The sequence below is a fragment of the Hydrogenophaga sp. LT287 genome (assembly GCF_055702805.1).
The window spans coordinates 264,013-284,087 of record NZ_JBVPZC010000001.1; the positions used below are offsets into that span (position 1 = coordinate 264,013).

19 protein-coding genes and 2 tRNA genes are annotated in these 20,075 nt (G+C 63.7%); 17 read left to right on the forward strand and 4 right to left on the reverse strand.

The window, feature by feature from the left end:
• The first annotated feature begins 13 nt into the window (after window positions 1–13).
• From AC0GNR_RS01255 to AC0GNR_RS01290, 8 genes are all read left to right on the forward strand, one after another.
• Window positions 14–733, forward strand: a complete 720-nt coding sequence (locus tag AC0GNR_RS01255; RefSeq protein ID WP_472899195.1) for a YebC/PmpR family DNA-binding transcriptional regulator — start codon at window positions 14–16, stop codon at window positions 731–733.
• Window positions 734–880: 147 nt separating this feature from the next.
• Window positions 881–2,155, forward strand: coding sequence for a phosphoribosylamine--glycine ligase (gene purD / locus AC0GNR_RS01260; RefSeq protein ID WP_472899196.1), 1,275 nt, complete (start codon window positions 881–883; stop codon window positions 2,153–2,155).
• A gap of 61 nt (window positions 2,156–2,216) precedes the next feature.
• Window positions 2,217–3,131 carry an oxygen-dependent coproporphyrinogen oxidase gene (gene hemF / locus AC0GNR_RS01265; protein WP_472899197.1) on the forward strand — a complete coding sequence of 305 codons (915 nt, stop codon included), beginning with the start codon at window positions 2,217–2,219 and terminating at the stop codon, window positions 3,129–3,131.
• Between the two features lie 5 nt (window positions 3,132–3,136).
• Complete coding sequence (nadD, locus tag AC0GNR_RS01270; RefSeq protein WP_472899302.1) at window positions 3,137–3,811, forward strand: nicotinate (nicotinamide) nucleotide adenylyltransferase; 675 nt, start codon at window positions 3,137–3,139, stop codon at window positions 3,809–3,811.
• The gene (rsfS, locus tag AC0GNR_RS01275; RefSeq protein WP_472899198.1) at window positions 3,808–4,605 is read left to right on the forward strand and encodes a ribosome silencing factor; all 798 of its coding nucleotides are present in this window, start codon (window positions 3,808–3,810) and stop codon (window positions 4,603–4,605) included. The genes nadD and rsfS overlap by 4 nt, the downstream gene beginning before the upstream one ends.
• Window positions 4,602–5,069 (forward strand): 23S rRNA (pseudouridine(1915)-N(3))-methyltransferase RlmH, encoded by a 468-nt coding sequence (gene rlmH / locus AC0GNR_RS01280; RefSeq protein WP_304830895.1) that lies wholly within the window; start codon window positions 4,602–4,604, stop codon window positions 5,067–5,069. Before rsfS ends, rlmH begins: the two co-directional genes overlap by 4 nt.
• 91 nt (window positions 5,070–5,160) lie before the next feature.
• Window positions 5,161–5,778, forward strand: coding sequence for a Maf family protein (locus AC0GNR_RS01285; RefSeq protein WP_472899199.1), 618 nt, complete (start codon window positions 5,161–5,163; stop codon window positions 5,776–5,778).
• Between the two features lie 43 nt (window positions 5,779–5,821).
• Window positions 5,822–7,393, forward strand: coding sequence for an Rne/Rng family ribonuclease (locus tag AC0GNR_RS01290; RefSeq protein WP_472899200.1), 1,572 nt, complete (start codon window positions 5,822–5,824; stop codon window positions 7,391–7,393).
• Between the two features lie 171 nt (window positions 7,394–7,564).
• Here the strand turns inward: AC0GNR_RS01290 and msbA are convergent, their stop codons facing one another.
• Window positions 7,565–9,367, reverse strand: coding sequence for a lipid A export permease/ATP-binding protein MsbA (msbA, locus tag AC0GNR_RS01295; protein ID WP_472899201.1), 1,803 nt, complete (start codon window positions 9,365–9,367; stop codon window positions 7,565–7,567).
• A 304-nt stretch (window positions 9,368–9,671) separates the two neighbouring features.
• Between msbA and tolB the strand changes: the two genes are divergently transcribed.
• From tolB to AC0GNR_RS01330, 7 genes are all read left to right on the forward strand, one after another.
• Window positions 9,672–10,925 (forward strand): Tol-Pal system beta propeller repeat protein TolB, encoded by a 1,254-nt coding sequence (gene tolB, locus AC0GNR_RS01300; protein ID WP_472899303.1) that lies wholly within the window; start codon window positions 9,672–9,674, stop codon window positions 10,923–10,925.
• Window positions 10,926–11,040: 115 nt separating this feature from the next.
• Entirely contained in the window at window positions 11,041–11,628 is a 588-nt protein-coding gene (gene pal / locus AC0GNR_RS01305) for a peptidoglycan-associated lipoprotein Pal (protein ID WP_472899304.1), read from the forward strand.
• A 5-nt stretch (window positions 11,629–11,633) separates the two neighbouring features.
• The gene (ybgF, locus tag AC0GNR_RS01310) at window positions 11,634–12,416 is read left to right on the forward strand and encodes a tol-pal system protein YbgF (RefSeq protein ID WP_472899202.1); all 783 of its coding nucleotides are present in this window, start codon (window positions 11,634–11,636) and stop codon (window positions 12,414–12,416) included.
• 70 nt (window positions 12,417–12,486) lie between these two features.
• Window positions 12,487–13,599: a YeeE/YedE family protein gene (locus AC0GNR_RS01315; RefSeq protein WP_472899203.1), complete on the forward strand. Its 1,113-nt coding sequence runs from the start codon at window positions 12,487–12,489 to the stop codon at window positions 13,597–13,599.
• A 5-nt stretch (window positions 13,600–13,604) separates the two neighbouring features.
• On the forward strand, window positions 13,605–14,408 hold the full coding sequence (locus AC0GNR_RS01320) for a tRNA threonylcarbamoyladenosine dehydratase (protein WP_472899204.1): 804 nt from the start codon (window positions 13,605–13,607) through the stop codon (window positions 14,406–14,408).
• A 92-nt stretch (window positions 14,409–14,500) separates the two neighbouring features.
• Window positions 14,501–14,576: transfer RNA gene (locus AC0GNR_RS01325), tRNA-Lys, on the forward strand.
• A gap of 82 nt (window positions 14,577–14,658) precedes the next feature.
• Window positions 14,659–14,734: transfer RNA gene (locus tag AC0GNR_RS01330), tRNA-Lys, on the forward strand.
• A gap of 158 nt (window positions 14,735–14,892) precedes the next feature.
• On the opposite strand, the gene AC0GNR_RS01335 is transcribed toward AC0GNR_RS01330, so the two are convergent.
• Window positions 14,893–16,089, reverse strand: a complete 1,197-nt coding sequence (locus AC0GNR_RS01335; protein WP_472899205.1) for an amino acid aminotransferase — start codon at window positions 16,087–16,089, stop codon at window positions 14,893–14,895.
• Window positions 16,090–16,380: 291 nt separating this feature from the next.
• Between AC0GNR_RS01335 and AC0GNR_RS01340 the strand changes: the two genes are divergently transcribed.
• The gene (locus AC0GNR_RS01340) at window positions 16,381–17,487 is read left to right on the forward strand and encodes an NAD(P)/FAD-dependent oxidoreductase (protein ID WP_472899206.1); all 1,107 of its coding nucleotides are present in this window, start codon (window positions 16,381–16,383) and stop codon (window positions 17,485–17,487) included.
• Between the two features lie 15 nt (window positions 17,488–17,502).
• Here AC0GNR_RS01340 and AC0GNR_RS01345 read toward each other — a convergent pair whose 3' ends face one another.
• Window positions 17,503–18,597: a quinone-dependent dihydroorotate dehydrogenase gene (locus AC0GNR_RS01345; protein WP_472899207.1), complete on the reverse strand. Its 1,095-nt coding sequence runs from the start codon at window positions 18,595–18,597 to the stop codon at window positions 17,503–17,505.
• 40 nt (window positions 18,598–18,637) lie between these two features.
• On the opposite strand from AC0GNR_RS01345, the gene rpiA reads away from it, so the two are divergent.
• Window positions 18,638–19,309, forward strand: a complete 672-nt coding sequence (gene rpiA / locus AC0GNR_RS01350; RefSeq protein ID WP_472899208.1) for a ribose-5-phosphate isomerase RpiA — start codon at window positions 18,638–18,640, stop codon at window positions 19,307–19,309.
• 67 nt (window positions 19,310–19,376) lie between these two features.
• Here the strand turns inward: rpiA and AC0GNR_RS01355 are convergent, their stop codons facing one another.
• Window positions 19,377–20,075 (reverse strand): glutaredoxin family protein, encoded by a 699-nt coding sequence (locus AC0GNR_RS01355; RefSeq protein WP_472899209.1) that lies wholly within the window; start codon window positions 20,073–20,075, stop codon window positions 19,377–19,379.

Genomic DNA, 20,075 nt, shown 5'->3' on the forward strand with positions numbered 1-20,075 from the left:
TAAGGAATCTTTCGTGGCCGGACACAGCAAATGGGCAAATATTCAACACCGCAAGGGTCGTCAAGACGAAAAGCGGGGCAAGATCTGGACGCGTGCCATCCGTGAAATCACCGTGGCAGCACGCACCGGTGGCGGCGACCCGGCCATGAACCCCCGTTTGCGGCTGGCCATTGACAAAGCCAAGGCCGCCAACATGCCGGCTGACCGAATCAAGTACAACGTGGACAAGGCCTCGGGCAACCTCGAAGGCCAGGCGCTGGAAGAGATTCGTTACGAGGGTTACGGCATTGGTGGCGCGGCCATCATTGTGGACACCATGACCGACAACAAGGTGCGCACGGTGGCCGAAGTGCGCCACGCCTTCAGCAAATACGGCGGTAACCTGGGCACCGACGGCTCGGTGGCGTTTCAGTTCAAGCACTGCGGCCAGATCATTTTTGCCCCCGGCACTTCGGAAGACAAAGTGATGGAAGTGGCGCTGGAAGCGGGCGCCGAAGACGTGATCACCGACGACGATGGCGCCATCGAGGTGCTGACCGCGTACACCGATTTCGAGGCGGTGAAAAACGCACTGGAGGCGGCGGGCCTGGTGCCTGAGGTGGCTGAAGTGACCATGCGCGCAGAAAACACGATTGAGCTGACCGGCGAAGACGCGGTGCGCATGCAAAAGTTGCTGGACGTGCTGGAAGACCTGGACGATGTGCAGGAAGTTTTTCACAACGCGAGCATTTAATGGCGCTCCCCCCGCGCCGCGCTGCGCGCGTCACCCCCTCAAGGGGGCGCTGCTGGCAGCCCGGCAAAGCCGGTTCTGCGGCAGCCTGGGTGGGCATATTCGCTCCGGCAGGTCTGTTCGGTGCGCTGATTGAATTTGGAGATAGATTTGAAAGTTTTGGTCATTGGCGGCGGTGGTCGCGAGCACGCGCTGGCGTGGAAGCTCAAGCAGTCCGAGGGCGTGAGCCAGGTGTTTGTGGCACCGGGCAACGCCGGCACGGCCCGTGACGCGCAACTGGTCAACCTGCCGATCACCGACAAGGTGGCATTGCGCGAATGGGTTCAGGCCAACGGCGTTGGGTTGACGGTGGTGGGGCCCGAGGCGCCCTTGGCCGCTGGTGTGGTGGACGAGTTTCGCGCGCACGGTCTGGCCATTTTTGGCCCGACCCAACAAGCCGCACAGCTTGAAAGCTCCAAGGCTTTCAGCAAGGCCTTCATGCAGCGCCACGGCATCCCCACGGCCGAGTACCAGGCCTTTACCGACCCGCAGCAGGCGCACGCCTATGTGGACGCCAAGGGTGCGCCCATCGTGGTCAAGGCCGACGGCCTGGCCGCGGGCAAAGGCGTGGTGGTGGCGATGTCGCTGGCCGAGGCGCACGAAGCCATTGACTTCATGCTGCTGGACAACACCCTGGGTGTGGCCCACAACGAAGGCGGCGCGCGGGTGGTCATCGAAGAGTTCCTGGAAGGCGAAGAAGCCAGCTTCATCGTGTTGTGCGACGGCGAGCATGCGCTCGCACTGGCCACCAGCCAGGACCACAAGCGACTGCTGGATGCCGATCAAGGCCCCAACACCGGCGGCATGGGCGCGTATTCGCCGGCCCCGGTGGTCACGCCGGCGGTGCACCAGCGTGCGATGGACGAGGTGATTTTGCCCACGCTGCGCGGTATGGCCGCCGACGGTATTCCGTACACCGGCTTCTTGTACGCGGGCCTCATGATCACGCCCGACGGCCGCGTGAAGACGCTGGAATTCAACTGCCGCATGGGCGACCCCGAAACCCAGCCGATCATGATGCGGCTGCAAAGCAACCTGGCGCAGGTGCTGCTGGCTGCCACCCGCACCGAGCTGGACCGCGTGACCCTGGAATGGGACCCCCGTGTGGCACTGGGCGTGGTGCTGGCTGCGGCCGGTTACCCCATGAACCCCCGCAAGGGCGATGCCGTCACCGGCCTGCCGGCCGACGAAGCCGACCGCATGGTGTTCCATGCCGGCACCGCCGACGGCGCCGGGGCGGTGCTCACCGCCGGCGGCCGCGTGTTGTGCGCCACCGTGTTGGCGCCCACCGTGGCCGATGCGCAGCGCAGCGCGTATGCGCTGATCGACGGCATCCGGTTTGACGGCATGCAGTACCGCCGAGACATCGGTTACCGGGCGCTTTGATCGCTTGGCGCCAACCGCCGCTGCCGGCGCGGCGCCGCAGTACCCAGTACATTCCATTTTTATGAACAACCCGACCCAAGACGTTCGCGACTACCTGACCGATCTGCAGGAGCGCATTACCTCGACCGTGGCCTTGGTCGACGGCGGCCAGTTTCTGGTGGACAAATGGAAGAAACCAGCCGGTGAGACCCTTCAGGGCAGCGGCATCACGCAGATCCTCGAAGACGGTGTGGTGTTTGAGCGCGCTGGCTGCGGTTTTTCGCATGTGAGCGGGCCGCGCCTGCCGCCTTCCGCCACCCAACACCGCCCTGAACTCACCGGCGCACCTTTTGAGGCCATGGGCGTTTCGCTGGTATTTCACCCGCGCAACCCCTACGTGCCCACGGTGCACATGAACGTGCGCATGATCGCGGCCACCCCGGCCGATGGCAAGCCGGTGTGCTGGTTTGGAGGCGGCATGGACCTGACGCCCTATTACGGCTTTGAGGAAGATGCGGTGCACTTCCACACCACCTGCAAAAACGCCCTCGATCCGTTCGGCGTGGACAAATACCCCCGCTTCAAAACCTGGTGCGACGAGTATTTTTACCTCAAGCACCGGGACGAGCAGCGCGGCATTGGCGGCGTGTTTTTTGACGACTTTTCCGAACTGGGGTTTGACGGCAGCTTTGCCATGATGACCTCGGTGGGCGACGCCTTTCTGGATGCCTACCTGCCCATCGTGGATCGCCGCAAAAACATGCCCTACGGCGAGCGCGAGCGCAGCTTTCAGCTGTACCGGCGCGGCCGCTACGTGGAGTTCAACCTGGTCTGGGACCGTGGCACGCATTTCGGCTTGCAGTCCGGTGGGCGCAGCGAATCCATTTTGCTGTCCATGCCGCCCCTGGTGAGCTGGGCTTACAACCGCCAAAGCAAAAAGGGCACGCCCGAAGACCGCCTGTACAAAGAATTCCTGGTTCGCAAGGACTGGGTTTGAACCGCGTGCCAACGGACGCTCTTTCAACCGACGCGTCTTTTGCGGGCGCGCAGCCTGCGCGTGTGGGCGTGTTTGGCGGCGCGTTCGATCCGCCGCACTGGGCGCACCGTGCGCTGGCCGAAGCGGCGCTGAGCCAGCTGGGGCTGGACGTGCTGCATATCTTGCCCACCGGCCAGGCGTGGCACAAATCGCGCGTGCTGACGCCCGCCGAGCACCGGCTGGCCATGTGCGAGCTGGCGTTTGGTGACCTGCCGCGCACCCGCCTGGATGCGCGCGAAGTTCACCGCCGAGGCCCCAGCTACACGGCCGACACCTTGCGTGAGCTGGCGGGCGAATACCCCGGAGCCCAGCTCTTTCTGGTGCTGGGTGCCGACCAGTTGCTGGCCTTCAAAAGCTGGGTGCGTTGGCCCGAGGTGTTGTCCCAAGCCACCTTGGCGGTGGCCAACCGCGCCACCAATATTGGGGCAGACGGTGCGCTGGACCAGGTTCAGGAAATGGACCTCTCCGCCGTTGATTTGCCCTTTGAGCGGTTGCACATGCCGCTCAAAAACATCAGCGCCACAGCCGTGCGCGCCCACGTTGAGCGACCCGTGAGCCGCAGCGGCGCACTCGACGTTCTGGTGCCCGAGGCCGTCGCAGGCTATATTTCACACCATTCCCTTTATCAGAACCATTCATGACCAGCGAAACCACAGCCAAAAAAGACATCCAGAAACTTCAGCGGGCCATCGTCGATGGACTCGAGGACGTCAAGGCCCAGGACATCGTGGTCTTCAACACGGAACAACTCTCGCCCCTGTTTGAGCGCGTGATTGTGGCCAGTGGCACATCCAACCGCCAGACGAAAGCCCTCGCTGCCAGCGTGCGCGATGCGGTGCGCGAAGCCGGCTTTGACAAGCCGCGCATCGAAGGCGAAGAAAACGGCGAATGGATCATCGTGGACTGCGGCGCTGCCGTGGCCCATATCATGCAACCCGTCATCCGCCAGTATTACCGTCTGGAAGAAATTTGGGGCGCTACCCCTGTGCGACTGAAGCACGGCGCGCCCAAGCCAGCCGTGGCCGAAAAGCCTGCCGCCAAAACCAGCAAGCGCAAAGCCGCCGCGCCGGTGAAAGCCGTTGCCGCCAAAACCGTGGCGCGCTCGGCAGCCAAGTCAGCAGCCAAAACCGCCGCCGCAACGCCAGCCGCGAAAACCAGCCCGAAGGCAGCGGCGAAGCCCGCAAGCAAGACCGCGGTGAAAACCGCGGCAGCCAAGAAAACCACCACCGCCCGCAAGACGGCCACTGGTACGACCGCTCAGCCCAAGGCCACGTTGCAAAAGCTGGTGGTGAACAAGCCCCGCGCCACGGCCAAGCCAGCTGCCAAGGCAGCCCCCAAAGCGGCACCTAAAGCTGCGCCCAAGGCGGCTGCAAAGCCTGCAGCCAAAAGCGCGCCCAAAGCCGCAGCCAAACCGGCCGCCAAGAAAAAGGCATGAAGCTGCTGATCGTCGCAGTCGGGCAACGGGTGCCCGACTGGGCCCAAACCGCCTACGACGATTACGCCAAGCGCTTTCCACCCGAGCTTCGGGTGGAGCTCAAAACGGTGAAGACCGAGCCGCGTGGCTCCAAAACGCTGGACACGCTGCTGGCCGCTGAGCGCGAACGCATTCAGGCGGTGCTGCCGCGTGGCTGCCGCGTGGTAGTGCTGGACGAGCGCGGCACCACGCTCACCACCAAAGCACTGGCGCAACAGCTGCAGCAGTGGCAACTGGACAGCGACGACGTGGCGCTGGTGATTGGCGGCCCCGACGGACTGGAACCCGCTTTCCGGGCGGCCGCACACCAGCGCATCCGCCTCTCAGACCTCACCCTGCCGCACGCCATGGTCCGCGTGCTGTTGATTGAGCAGCTCTACCGAGCCTGGTCGGTTAACGCGAACCACCCCTACCACCGGGAATGAAGCCGGCGAGGGCCTAGCCCCATCGGGCCTGCCGCTGCCGACGGGGCACGCGTTGTCGCCGCTTGCTCTGCTCCCTCCCAACCGAAACACCATGTCTGACTTCATCTACCTGGCTTCTCAAAGCCCGCGCCGCCTGCAGTTGCTGGAGCAATGGGGTGTGCGCTGCGAACTGCTGCTGCCCGACGCTGACGAAGACGTCGAAGCGCTCGAAGCCGTGGCGCCCGGCGAGGCTCCGGCCACCTACGTGCAGCGTGTGACCGGGTTGAAGCTGCAGGCGTCTTTGGCGCGGCTCAAACGCAGGGGGCTGCCGCCTGCGCCGGTGCTGTGTGCCGACACCACGGTGGCGCTGGGGCGGCGCATTTTGGGCAAACCGGCCGACGCCGCCGATGCGTGCCAGATGCTGGCCGACCTCGCCGGGCACCGCCACCGGGTGTTGACAGCGGTGGCCGTGGGCCGACCGGGCGCGCGCGGTGCCAAAAGCTGGGCGGCGCTGTCCACCTCGTGGGTCACTTTCGAGGCACTGAGCGCCGCGCAGATCCGGCGTTATGTGGACTCCGGTGAGCCCATGGGCAAGGCGGGCGCTTATGCCATTCAGGGCCGCGCTGCGCTGTGGGCTAGCCACATCAGCGGCAGTTATTCGGGCATCATGGGCCTGCCTGCACACGAAACCGCGCAGGTGCTGGGCGCTGCGGGCGTGCGCCTGATCTGACGCCGCGGCGCTCTAAAAAAACCAACTGGGACAAACCATTCACATGAGCCAGGACATCCTGATCAATTGGGCGCCACAGGAAACCCGCGTGGCGGTGGTGGAACAGGGGGCGGTGCAAGAAGTCCACCTGGAGCGCACGCTGGAGCGTGGCTTGGTCGGCAACATCTACCTGGGCAAAATTTCCCGCGTGCTGCCGGGCATGCAGTCCGCTTTTATTGACATTGGTCTGGACCGCGCCGCCTTCTTGCACGTGGCCGACCTGATGCCCAACATAGCGGCCAAGCACGCCGCACCGCGCGAGCGTGCGGCCGGCGGGTCCGTGGCTGAGCCTGCAGCGCCACCAGTTGAGCCTGGCAACGGCAACGGCAACGGCAACGCCCGTGTGCTCACGCCCAACCCGGTGCTGCCCATTGAGCGCCAGATCTTTGAAGGCCAGGCGCTGATGGTGCAGGTGCTCAAAGACCCGATTGGCACCAAAGGCGCACGCTTAACAGCGCAAATCAGCATTGCCGGGCGCTTGCTGGTGTTTCTGCCGCAAGACACCCACATTGGCGTGTCCCAGAAAATACCGCCGGCCCAGCGCGAAGCGCTGCGCCAACGGCTGGTGCGGCTGACCGCCACGGCCGACGGCACGGCTGCCGGGGGTTTCATTTTGCGCACCAACGCCGAAGATGCCAGCGACGAAGAGCTCATTGAAGACACCGCCTACCTGCGCAAGACCTGGTTGCGCATCAAGGAGGCGGCCACGCGCCAACCGGCAGCCACCCTGCTGCACGAAGACCTCAACCTGATGCAGCGGGTGCTGCGCGATCTGGTGGGCACGCAGACGCAGTCCATTCGCATCGATTCGCGCGAGCAGCACGGTTTGTTGCAGGCTTTTGCCGCCGAATTCATGCCCGACACCGTGCGCAAGCTGCAGCATTACAGCGGCGAGCGCCCCATTTTTGATCTGTACAACGTCGATGAAGACATTGCCCGTGCGCTCAGCCGGCGGGTCGAGTTGAAGTCGGGCGGGTACCTGGTGATTGACCAGACCGAAGCGCTCACCACGGTGGACGTGAACACGGGTGGCTATGTGGGCGCCCGGAACTTTGACGACACCGTGTTTCGCACCAATCTGGAGGCAGCGCAGACGATTGCGCGGCAACTGCGCCTGCGCAACCTGGGCGGCATCGTCATTGTCGACTTCATTGACATGGTGCGCGAAGACCACCGGGACGCGGTGCTGACCGAATTTCGCAAGCAGCTGGCGCGCGACCGCGTCAAAACTATGACGGGTGGTTTCTCTCAGCTCGGCCTGGTGGAAATGACCCGCAAGCGCACCCGCGAGTCGCTGGCCCATATGCTGAGCGAGACATGCCCGGCGTGCAGCGGCAAGGGCGTGGTGAAAACAGCGCGCAGCGTGTGCTACGACGTGTTGAGGGAAATTTTGCGCGAAGCCCGGGCCTTCAATCCACGCGAATTTCGTGTGGTGGCTTCACCCAAAGTGGTGGAGCTGTTTCTGGACGAAGAAAGCCAGCACCTGGCGGGTTTGAGTGATTTCATCGGCAAGCCCATTTCCTTGCAGGCTGAAAGCTCGATGACGCAAGAGCAATACGACATCGTGCTGCTGTAGTGCCCCCCCCTGCGCCGCTGCGCGGCTTCCCCCCAAGGGTGGACCACGCTGGTGGCCCGGCTGAGCCGGTTCCACGGCGAGTGCTGAGTGGAGATGCGCGCCGGATGCGTAGGTCCAAGCAGTGTGCTGGGCTGGGCCACGCGCTCCGCACAGCAAACGCGCTTGCGTCACTTATTCCGCAGGCTTTTCCGTGTCATTGGTCGAGAAGCCCTGCGCGTGCAGGCGTGCGTAAAGACCGTCGGCGCGCATCAGTTGCTGGTGGGTGCCTTGTTCGCTGATTTGGCCGTCGGCCAGCACGACCACGCGGTCGGCGTGCTCGATGGTGGACAAGCGGTGCGCAATGACCAGCGTGGTCCGGCCTTTCATCAAACGGGACAGTGCGTCTTGCACCAGACGCTCTGACTCGTTGTCCAGCGCCGAAGTGGCTTCGTCCAGGATCAGGATGGGCGCATCTTTGTAGATGGCCCGGGCAATGGCCAGCCGCTGCCGCTGGCCACCCGAGAGTTCGGCTGCGTTGTGTCCCACGGTGCTGTGTATGCCTTGGGGCAAACGGGCAATCAGGTCGCCCAGATTGGCCGACTGCAGGGCCGCGAGCACGCGGGCTTCGTCGATGGCGTTGTCGGTTGACCCCAGGGCTACGTTGGCGGCCAGGGTGTCGTTGAGCATCACCACGTCCTGGCTGACCATAGCGAACTGCTGGCGCAGGCTGGGCAGGCTCCAGTCGGGCAGGGGCACGCCATCAAGGCGCACCACACCGCTCTGCACTTCGACGAACCGGGGCAACAGGTTGGCCAGCGTGGTCTTGCCCGAACCTGAAGGCCCGACAAAGGCCAGCACCTCGCCCGGCGCAATGCGGAGGTGGATGCCGCGCAGGGCGGTGCGGCTGTCGTCGTCGTCGGCGCCCGGTGTTGCGCCGTCTTTTGCGGGGTAGCGCACCCACACGTCGTCGAGATCAATGGCGCCCAGCGCACGGCCCGCTGTGTGCGTGCCACCGGTTTGCACGGGGGTGTTTTCAATCAGGTCCAGCCCGCGTTCGAGCGCTGTCAGCCCCCGTGTGATGGGCCCGGCGATTTCGGCCAGGTGCCGAATGGGTGCGATCAGCATCAGCATGGCGGTGACAAACGCCACAAAGTTGCCCACCGTCACGCCGGTCTGGCTGCTTTGCCACAGGGCCACCGCGATCACGGCCGACAGCGCCGTGGCGGCCAGCATCTGCGTCAGCGGTGTCATGGCCGCCATGGCCACGGTCGACTTGAGCGCGAGGCGGCGCAGCGCCACGCTCAGGTTGTCAAAGCGCTGGGTCTGGCGTTGCTGGGCACCGTGCAAGCGCACCATGCGGTGGGCGAGTGCGTTTTCTTCGACCACGTAGGCCAGCTCGTCGGTGGCCTGCTGGCTGGCGCGGGTGAGTTTGTAGAGCCGCCGCGAGAGCACCCGCATGATCAAAATCAGACCCGGAAACAGCAGCAGCACGATCAACGTGAGCTTCCAGTTCAGGTACATCAGATACCCGAGCAGGGCGAGCAGTGTGAGGCTGTCCTTGGTCAGGGTCAGCATGGCAGCCACCAGCATGGTCGAACCGGTCTGCACCTCGTAAACCAAGGTGTTTGAAAGCTTGCTGGCACTCTGGCGGGCAAACAGCGTCATTTGCGCTTCATTGAGCTTCACAAACATGGCCCGGCGCATGTTCAGCATGCCCAGGCTGGCGGTGTACGACAGGGCGTACTGCGCCACGAAGCCGGCCAGCCCGCGCACGCCAAACAAACCCAGCAGCGCCACCGGCACCATCCAGAGGTCGATATTGCCCTGGGCAAAGCCGCGGTCCAGCAAGGTTTTGAGCAGGGCCGGGATGAGGGGTTCGGTGAGCGCGCCGATGAGCGTGGCCACCGCCGCCAAGACGATGCCGGTGCGTGCGGAGCGGAAATAGGGCCACAACCGTTTCAACCGCTGCAACACGGTATCGGTCGGGATGGACATGGGCGTGATGGGAATGGAAGTCAACGGATGGCGATCAAAAAATTCGGAGCTTGAGGAACGTTTCGGCCCATCGGGGAATCGGAAATCAGCAGGGTACTGTGGGTGTGGCGTGTCATGGGCAACCGTCTGGCGGTGCGCACATCTTGTCACGGGCCTCTTTTAGGTGTCCGTTATTATCGGTCGCAGTGGCCCAGCCGGTCCCTTATGGGATCTGCACAGGCTTGATCAATACCCCAAAAGGATGCTGGATTTGACCCGATTTGACCTCAGACTTTCGGCCCAACGGCGCACGGTGCTGGGCGCCATGGCGGCCTTGCCCTTGTTCACCTGGCCGCTTCGCGATGCCCGCGCACAGTTTCGAGTGGAAGTCTCTGGCGTGGGTTTGACCCAGTTCCCTTTCTCTGCTGTGAGCTTCCGTGGCAACGACGGAGCCGGCCAAGACATCGCCGCCATCGTGCGCGCCGACTTGGAGCGCAGCGGCCAATTCCGGTTTGTTCCGCCCATCACCGGCGGATTTGACGAGACCTCGCGTCCCGAACTCGCCCCTTGGCGCGACAAGGGCGCCGATTCCTTGCTCACGGGCAGCGTGACGCGACTGGCCGATGGCCGTTTTGATGTGCGCTTCAGGCTCTGGGACGTGGTGCGCGGTCAAGACCTGGGTGGCCTGAGCTACCCGGTGTCCGCGCAAGAGCTGCGGCTGGCCGCACACCGCATCGCCGACCATGTGTACGAAAAGATCACCGGCGAAAAGGGCGTGTTTTCCACCCGCATCGCCTATGTGACCAAAGCTGGGCCGCGCTACAACCTGTGGGTGGCCGATGCAGACGGCGAGAGCGCCCGTGCCGCGCTGACCAGCCCAGAACCCATCATCTCCCCCAGCTGGGCGCCGGGTGGTTCGCAGCTGGCCTATGTGTCGTTTGAAGCGCGCAAGCCCGTGATCTACGCGCACGACGTCGCCTCGGGCAAGCGCCGCCTTTTGGCCAATTTCAAAGGCTCTAACAGCGCGCCCGCCTGGTCACCGGACGGCCGCCAGCTGGTTGCCACCTTGTCGCTCTCGGGCAATGCGCAGGTGTATGCCATGGACGTCAACGGTGGTCAGCCACGCCGCCTGACCCAGACGGCCAGTATCGACACCGAGCCCGTGTTCAGTGCCGACGGAAAGAGCATCTATTTCGTCAGCGATCGCGGCGGCTCACCCCAGATCTACCGCATGGGTGCGCAGGGCGGCAACGCCGAGCGGGTGTCTTTTGCTGGCAACTACAACATCTCGCCCGCACCCAGCCCCGATGGCCGCTGGCTGGCGTTCATCTCCCGCGTCAATGGAGCCTTTCGCCTGCACGTGATGGAGCTCGCCAGCGGCACGGTGACGGCACTGACCGACAGCGCCGCGGACGAAAGCCCCAGCTTTGCGCCCAACAGCCGCATGGTCATTTATGCCACCCGGGACAAAGGCCAGGAGGCGCTGATGACCACCAGTGTCGACGGCCGCATCAAGACCCGGCTGGCCGGCGCGCAGGGGGATATTCGCGAACCTGAATGGGGTCCCTTCTTGCGTTAACCCATGCCGCCATGCGCTGCCGCGCGGCGGCGATCTCGCTTTTCTTTCAAACACCCCAACGACCACCCCAAGAGGACACCCCATGTTGAATGACACACGCACCCCAGCCGAGCCGATGCAGGCCTTTGACGGATCGTTTGCCCGCCCATCGTCCGGTCGCCGCTGGGCCGGTGTCCTGGCCACGGCTCTGGTGGCCACGACCCTGGTTGCCTGTGGCTCCAACGTGAAGCTGGATGACGTGCCGGTGGTTGACCGCAGCGGTACGGACGCCAGCACGTTGGCACAGGCTGGAGGCTCAGCCGGCACGGGTGCCGCCGATCAGCGCGGGGTTTCGGGCGTCGAGGTCGCCGGCGGTGATGTTGCTCAGCCCAACGCCATGGCGCGTACCGTGTATTTCGACTACGACAGCTTCGAGGTGCGCGCCGAATTTGCCGCCACGCTGGAAGCCCACGCCAAATACCTGGCGGCCAACAGCAGCCGCCGAGTGGCCCTGGAAGGGCACACCGACGAACGTGGTGGGCGCGAGTACAACCTCGCACTCGGCCAGAAGCGGGGCGAGGCGGTGCGCCGGGCGCTGTCGCTGCTGGGTGTGAGCGAAGCCCAGATGGAAGCGGTGAGCTTTGGTGAAGAAAAGCCCGCCGTGGTCGGGTTTGATGAAGCCGCCTTCGCCAAGAACCGCCGGGTTGAGCTGACCTACCGTTGAACACCATGCCGACTTCTCTTCGTTCCTTCTCTCCCGCGCTGTCGGCCTTGCTGCTGGGCGCTTCGGCGCTGTGGCCATTGCAGGCTCACGCTCTTTTTGGCGACGATGAAGCCCGCAAAGCCATCATCGATTTGCGTCAGAAGGTAGACGCCAACCGACAGGTGACGGACGCCGCCGCAGCCGAAGCTCGCGAGGGACAGGCGGTCACCCGCCGCAGCCTGCTCGATCTGGCCAACCAGCTCGAACAGTTGCGGGCCGAAATAGCGCGCTTGCGTGGTCAAAACGAACAACTCTCGCGTGAAGTGTCCGAGCTGCAGCGCCAGCAAAAAGACGCGCAGACGGGACTGGACGAACGGTTGCGCCAGGTCGAGCCCCTGCGCATCACCCACGACGGGTTGAGCTTCACCGCAGCCCCTGCCGAAAAGCGCGACTTCGACGCCGCCATGGAAGTGCTTCGCCGTTCCGAATTTGAAGCGGCGGCCACAGCCTACGCAGCATTTTTGCGCCGCTACCCAGACAGCGGCTATACCCCATCCAGCCTCTACTGGTTGGGCAACGCGCAGTACGCCAGCCGCGCCTACAAAGAGGCCATGGAGAGCCACCGCCGGCTCGTTACCCAGTTTCCAGCCCATATGCGCACGCCAGAAGCCATGCTGGCCATGGCCAACAGCCAGATTGAGCTGAAGGACGTCCGCTCTGCGCGCCGTACCCTGGAAGACTTGGTCAAGACCCACCCCGACTCGGAAGCAGCGGCCGCTGGCCGGGAGCGTCTCGCCCGTCTGCGCTGAGGCCGTTTCAGCGTTTATTGAACGCCCCCGCGCGGGCGGAGCATGGCTGCGTGCTCCTACAATGGCGGCCATGGAAATCGCTGACCTTATAAAACTGCAAACCCTGGTGCTGTGGGCCGCTTTCGCGGTCGCGGTGGCGTTTGGCTTCATTGCGCAACGCACCCATTTCTGCACCATGGGCGCCCTCAGCGACATCGTGAACATGGGCGACTGGACGCGCATGCGCACCTGGGGCATGGCGGTAGGTGTGGCCATGATCGGGTTTCACGCCATGGCCTGGCTGGGCTGGATCGATGCCAAAAGTACCATTTACGCTTCGGGCCGCATCATCTGGCTTTCCGCCCTGGTGGGTGGTGGCCTGTTCGGTTTTGGCATGGTGCTGGCGTCGGGCTGTGGCAGCAAAACCCTGGCGCGCATCGGTGCCGGCAGCCTGAAGTCCCTGGTGGTCTTTTTCGTCATGGGTTTCGCCGCCTTCGCCACCTTGCGCGGCGTGCTGGCCGTGCTGCGCGTCAACACGGTTGACCGCGTGGCTTTTGAAATACCCGCCGGCAGCGCTGTGCCCGCCTGGGTGGCTTCCGGCTTCGGCCTTGACCCGGCCTCCACCGGCATGCTGGTGGCTTTGCTGGTAGGTGGTGCGCTGATCGTGTGGGCTCTGCTTGGCACCGACTTCCGCAATGCCAACAACCTGTTGGCTGGCGGTGGCCTGGGGTTGGTCATTGCGGCCATGTGGTGGGTCAGCGGTCACTTGGGTTTTGTGGCCGAGCACCCTGAAACCCTGGAGGCGGTGTACCTGGCCACCAACACCGGTCGCATGGAGTCGCTGACCTTTACCGCGCCTATGGCCTACACGCTGGACTGGGTGATCTTTTTCAGCGACACCTCCAAAGTCTTGACGTTGGGTGTGGTCACGGTGGTTGGTGTGGTCGTGGGTGCTTTCGTGCAGGCCCAACTGAGCCGCAGCTTTCGCTGGGAAGGCTTTCGCAGCACCGAAGACACCGCACTGCACCTGGTGGGTGCCGTGTGCATGGGCGTGGGTGGCGTCACCGCCATGGGTTGCACGGTGGGGCAGGGCTTGTCGGGTCTGTCCACACTCAGCCTCACCAGCATGATTGCGGTCGCGGGCATCTTTCTTGGGTCCATCGTTGGTTTTCGCTTTCAGATGTGGTTGCTGGAGCGCGAGTGAGCGCGATGCCACAAGCCGAACCGAATCAGCCAGACACCGCCGAGTCCTTTGAGCGCCGCTTCGGTGGCTTGCGTCGCCTGTATGGTGTTGAGGGTGCGCAGCGCATTTTCAATGCGCATGTGGTGGTGGTTGGCATTGGTGGTGTGGGTTCCTGGTCGGTCGAAGCGCTGGCGCGCAGCGGGGTGCGAAGGCTCACCCTGATCGACCTCGATCACGTGTCCGAATCCAACATCAACCGGCAAATTCATGCGCTGGAACCCACGCTGGGGCAATCCAAGGCCGAGGCCATGCGCGAGCGCATCGCGCTGTTTCACCCCACCTGCAGGGTTGACGTGATCGACGACTTCGTCACACCCGACAACTGGCCCGCTTTGCTCCATGCAGCCCTGGGCCCTGGTGTACCCATGCCCTGTGCGCTCATCGATGCCTGCGACCAGGTGCGCGCCAAGACCGCGCTGGCGGCCTGGGCTGCGTCCAATGGGGTGCACTTCGTCACGGTGGGCGCAGCCGGTGGCAAACGCCGGGCGCAGGCGGTGGAGGTGGATGACCTGGCCGACGTCACGCACGACCCTTTGCTGGCGCAGCTGCGCTACCGCTTGCGCAAACAGCACGGCGGCGCGCGCACAGGCCGCATGCGGGTGGCTTGTGTCTTCAGCCGCGAGGCCGTGGCACCACCCGACGCTTCTTGCGCCATTGACAACGTGGACGGCTCGCTCAACTGCCACGGATACGGTTCCGTGGTGAGCGTGACCGCGACCTTCGGCCTGTGCGCAGCGGGTTGGGTTTTGAACACCCTGGCTGCAAAATAAAAAAAGCGCCGATGCCTCTTAAAAGAGGGGTGAAAGTGACGCTATAATTTGAGGCTTCGCGGAACGGTGCAAACTGTTGTGCGGAGCGAAGTGGGACGTTAGCTCAGTTGGTAGAGCAGCGGACTTTTAATCCGTTTGTCGTGGGTTCGACCCCCGCACGTCCCACCAGTCTTTTAGGTTGCAACCACGCTCTGCTGGTTCTCCTACCCAGGTTTTGGGGTCATCCCTTCGGGTTGGCTCTGAAATTGTTGGGACGTTAGCTCAGTTGGTAGAGCAGCGGACTTTTAATCCGTTTGTCGTGGGTTCGACCCCCGCACGTCCCACCACCCAAACAAGCCTTACGGCATGAAAAGCCTGCTACACACCGTGGCAGGTTTTTTTCGCCTGCACGTGGTGAGCGCAGGCGAAAAAAAGCCCCCGGCGGTCGGGGGCTTCGTTGCTGCTGAATCAGCGCTGTGCAGCGCCGATCATGGCTTTGCAGCCATCAGACCACTTTGGCAATGGCCTGGCACACGTAGTCGATGTTCTTGCTGTTAAGCGCTGCCACGCACATGCGGCCGGTGTCTGTGCCATACACGCCGAACTCGCTGCGCAGGCGCACCATCTGGTCTTTGCTCAGGCCTGAGTAGCTGAACATGCCGATCTGGCTGGTGATAAAGCCCATGTCTTGCTTCACGCCGGCGGCCTTCAAGCCGTCCACCAGTTTCTGGCGCATGGCCTTGATGCGCACGCGCATTTCACCCAGTTCCTTTTCCCACAGGGCACGCAACTCCGGATTGTTCAGCACGGCGGCCACCACGGCACCGCCGTGAATGGGTGGGTTGGAGTAATTGGTGCGGATCACGATCTTGAGCTGCGACAGCACGCGCGAAGCTTCCTCTTTGCTTTCGCACAGCACCGACAGTGCGCCCACGCGCTCGCCATACAGGCTGAAGCTTTTGGAGAACGAGGTTGACACAAAGAAGGTGAGGCCAGCCGCCACGAACTTGCCGATCACGGCGCCGTCTTCGGCAATGCCATGGCCAAAGCCCTGGTAGGCCATGTCCAGGAAGGGTGTGAGGCCACGGGCCTTCACCACGGCAATCACCTGGTCCCATTGCTCCTGGGTGATGTCGTAGCCGGTCGGGTTGTGGCAGCAAGCATGCAGCACCACCACGGTACCGGCTTCGGCAGCGTTCAGGCTGGCCAGCATGCCTTCAAAGTTCACGCCGCGTTTTTCAGCGTCGTAATACGCGTAGGTGTCCACCACAAAGCCGGCGTTGATGAACAGCGCGCGGTGGTTTTCCCAGCTCGGATCGCTGATCAGCACCTTGGCATTCGGGCTCAGGCGTTTCAAAAAGTCCGCACCAATCTTCAAGCCGCCGGTGCCGCCAATGGCTTGCACCGTGGCCACCCGGCCCGACTGCACAGGCTCGCTGTCGGCGCCAAACACCAGGCTCTTCACGGCTGCGTCGTAGGCTGCAATGCCGTCAATGGGCAGGTAGCCGCGAGCGCTGGGCGTGGCCATCATGGTTTTTTCGGCAGCCTGCACGCACTGCAGCAAGGGCAGCTTGCCGTTGTCATCAAAATACACGCCCACGCCAAGGTTGACTTTGTTGGGGTTGGTGTCGGCGGCAAACTGTTCGTTCAGACCCAGAATCGGGTCGCGCGGAGCCATTTCAACGGCTGAAAAAAGAGACATGCTGGAAGTTCCTGGGGGGTTGACGTCAAAGACAGCTGCGATTTTACCGGCCGCGCCGTTGCGGTGGCCCGGCCGATGAATGCATTTTTTATGCTGGGAGGCAGCTGTCCGTGTACCGCCACTTCCAGCCCTGCCGGTTGGGGATGTAGGGATCACGTTCTGGCTTTTGGGGGGGCGCAAGGCCGCAATGCCTGGTGGAATGACTTGTAGTCTGCGAGGCGGGATCCCAATGTTCAATGACCAGAGGTCAGGCGCTATGCTTTCACGCTCAACGTTGAGCAGGAAATAGACATGGACCGGGTAGACGCGGTGGTGATTGGCGCTGGTGTGGTGGGGCTGGCAGTGGCCCGTGCGCTGGCGCTGGGCGGGCGCGAGGTGATGGTGCTGGAGCGCGAAGCAGCGGTGGGCACGGGCACGAGTTCGCGCAACAGCGAAGTCATTCACGCGGGCATTTACTACCCCGCCGGTTCGCTCAAGGCCGGGCTGTGTGTGCAGGGGCGCAGCCAGCTGTATGCCTATTGCGCCGAACGCGGTATTGGCCACCGGCGCTGCGGCAAGCTCATCGTGGCCTCCACGCCAAGCCAGCTGGCGGCTCTACCCGCCATCGTGGAAAAGGCCCGTGCCAACGGTGTGAACGACCTGCGCTTGTTGACCAGCGAGGAGGCGAGGGCGATGGAGCCGGCCTTGTCGTGTCTGGGTGCGGTGCATTCACCTTCCACAGGCATTGTGGATAGCCACGCGCTGATGCTGTCTTTGCAGGGCGACCTTGAAAATGCGGGAGGCTTGGTGGCCTTTCATGCGGGGGTTTCGCAGCTGCGCGCCGTGGACCAAGGCATGGAGTTGACCACCCAGGAGGGCACCCGTTTGCTGGCGCGCACGGTGGTGAATGCCGCCGGCTTGAGCGCATGCAACCTGGCGCAGCGCACCCAGGGGTTGGCTACCCGGTATGTGCCCGAGGCCCGTTTTGCCAAAGGCAACTACTTCACGCTCGCGGGACGCTCGCCATTTTCCCAATTGATTTACCCCGCGCCGGAGCCCGACCGGCACCTGGCAGGTTTGGGTGTGCACCTGACCCTTGACCTGGGCGGGCAGGCCAAGTTTGGCCCTGATGTGCAGTGGGTGGATTCACCCGACGACTTGCAGGTGGATCCGGCACGGGGTGAGGCTTTTTATGCCGAGGTGCGCCGGTATTGGCCAGCGCTGCCCGACGGCGCTTTGCAGGCGGGCTATGCCGGCATTCGGCCCAAGATCAGCGGGCCACAAGACCCAGCCGCCGATTTTTTGATTCAGGGACCCGAAACGCACGGCGTGCCGGGCTTGGTCAACCTGCTGGGCATCGAGTCACCCGGGCTGACCAGTTGCCTGGCCATTGCGGACCACGTCGTTGGCCTGTTGTGACCGGGCCCGCTGTGATCAGGCCCGCTGAGCGTGCGCCTTGATGGCCAAGGCCGATTCTTTCACCAGGGCCGGGCCCTTGTAGATGAGGCCGGTGTAGATTTGCACCACGTTGGCACCCGCCTGGATTTTGCTCACGGCGTCTTCCCCGCTCATGATGCCGCCCACCCCGATGATGGGAAAGCTCTTGCCGAGGCAGGCGCGCAAGCGGCGTATCACCTGGTTGCTGGCTTGCAGCACCGGCGCACCCGACAAGCCGCCGGCTTCTTCGGCGTGTGGCATGCCGGCCACGGCTTCGCGGCTCAGTGTGGTGTTGGTGGCAATGACGCCAAACGCGTTGTTCGCTGTGCCATCGCTGGCAGCGCCGTAGCGCATCAGCGTGGCGGCAATCACTTCAATCTGGGCGTCGTCGAGGTCGGGTGCAATTTTCAAGAAAACAGGAATGCGCCGCCCTGACTGTTGGGCCAGTTGCTCACGCCGTTCGGCCACGGCACCCAGCAGCGCGTCCAGTGCCGCGTCGCTTTGCAGGCTGCGCAGGTTTTGGGTGTTGGGGCTGGAAATGTTGACCGTCACATAGTCGGCATGCGGATACACCCCATTCAGACAGGTCAGGTAATCGTCGGTCGCGCGCTCGATGGGCGTGCTGGCGTTTTTGCCAATGTTGAGGCCGAGCAGCATGGCCGGCTTGCCGGACGATTGTGCGTTGCGAAACCGCGCGCGCTGCACGTTCGCCACAAAGGCGCCGAGGCCCTCGTTGTTGAAGCCCAGGCGGTTGATCAGGGCGTGGGCCTTGGGCAGCCGGAACATGCGCGGCTTGGGGTTGCCGGGCTGGCCCTTGGGGGTGACGGTGCCCACCTCGACAAAGCCAAAGCCCATGGCAGCCAGGCCGTCGATGCAGCGGGCGTTTTTGTCCAGACCGGCGGCCAGCCCCACGCGGTTGGGAAACTTCAGGCCCGCCAAGGTCACCGGGTCGTCAACCCGCGTTTCACCGTACAGGCAAGTCAGCGGCGAATGCTGCAGCTTGGCAATCGAATGCAGCGTCAGTTCGTGGGCCGCTTCGGGGTCCATGCCAAAGAGAAAGGGACGGGCGAAGGCGTAGGGCAGAAGGGACATTGGATAATCGACAGGTTATTGTTTACACCGATTGTCTCAAATGACCCAAGACGAACTTAAAACCCTGGTCGGCCAGGCCGTATTGCAGTACGTGACACCCGGCGACATCGTTGGCGTGGGCACGGGCTCCACCGTCAACAAGTTCATTGACGCGCTGGCGACCATGAAAGACCAGATACCGGGTGCGGTGTCCAGCTCGGTGGCGTCTACGGCACGCCTCAAGGCGCTGGGCATTCCGGTGTTTGAGGCCAATGAGGTGGGCGAGTTGTCGGTCTACATCGACGGCGCTGATGAAATTGATGCTCAAGGCTTCATGGTCAAAGGCGGTGGTGCCGCGCTCACCCGCGAAAAGATCGTGGCGGCGCAGTCGCGCCGTTTCGTGTGCATTGCCGACGAAACCAAAATGGTGAAGGCGCTGGGCGCGTTTCCGTTGCCGGTGGAGGTGATCCCCATGGCCACCGCACGGTTGGTGCGCCAGTTTGAAGCGCTGGGCGGCAAAGCCCAGATTCGCTTGAAAGACGGCGCGCCCCTGGTGACCGACAACGGTCAGCACATCTTGGACGTGACGGGTTTGCAGATCACCGACCCGCTGGGTTTTGAGAGCATGGTCAACCAGTGGCCAGGCGTTGTGACGGTGGGTGTGTTTGCCCACCAGCGCGCCCACGTGTGCCTGCTCGGCACGGCCAGCGGTGTGAAAACGCTGACCTTCTGAACCAGGTTCTGAACCAGGTTCTGAACCAGGTTCTGAACCAGGTTCTGAACCAGGTTAAAAACCAGATTTAGAACCGGATGCCTGCCGGGTTGTCGGCGGGTGGCGCCACGGGCACGGGTGCTTCTGATGGCGTTTGGCGGCGGTTGCCGACAGGCGCCGCAGGGGTAGCGCCCGCAGGCTCCGCGGCTTTCACAGCCACCAAGGGGCTGGGTGCTGGGCGGCGGTAATTGGACGGCAGAACCGACTGCTTGGGGTAGCCCGCCGCGTCCATGAACTGCGTCCATTCGGCGTCTGAATAACCCTTGATCTGCTGGGTTCCGATGGTCAGAAACGGCAGCGATGTCTCGCCGCTGAGCCGTTTCAGGGCCTCGGTGTCTTGTGCGGTGTTGACGGTTTTTTCAACGTAAGGCACACCGCGGCTGTTGAGCAGGTTGCGCCCGCTGTTGCACGGTGCGCAGTCGGCGCTGGTGTACAGCGTGACCGGGTAGCGGCTGCTCACCTGCCGCAGTTCAAACGGCAGCTGTGCGTTGGCCCTGGCTGCTGAATTGGCGGTGGCGCTGCCCACCGGGCGGGCGTTCACATTGGCGGGGGGTGGCTGGTCCGAGTAGGTGACGCGGCCGTCGGGCCCGACGATGCGGTAGACCCCCTGGGCCAACACAGGCGCTGCAGCCAGGCCGATGACGAGTCCAACAACCGCCAGGCGCACCGGCACAGGCAGGCCTTTGGCGGTGGTTGTCGTAGCAAAAGCAACGGTGGTCTTGTTCAT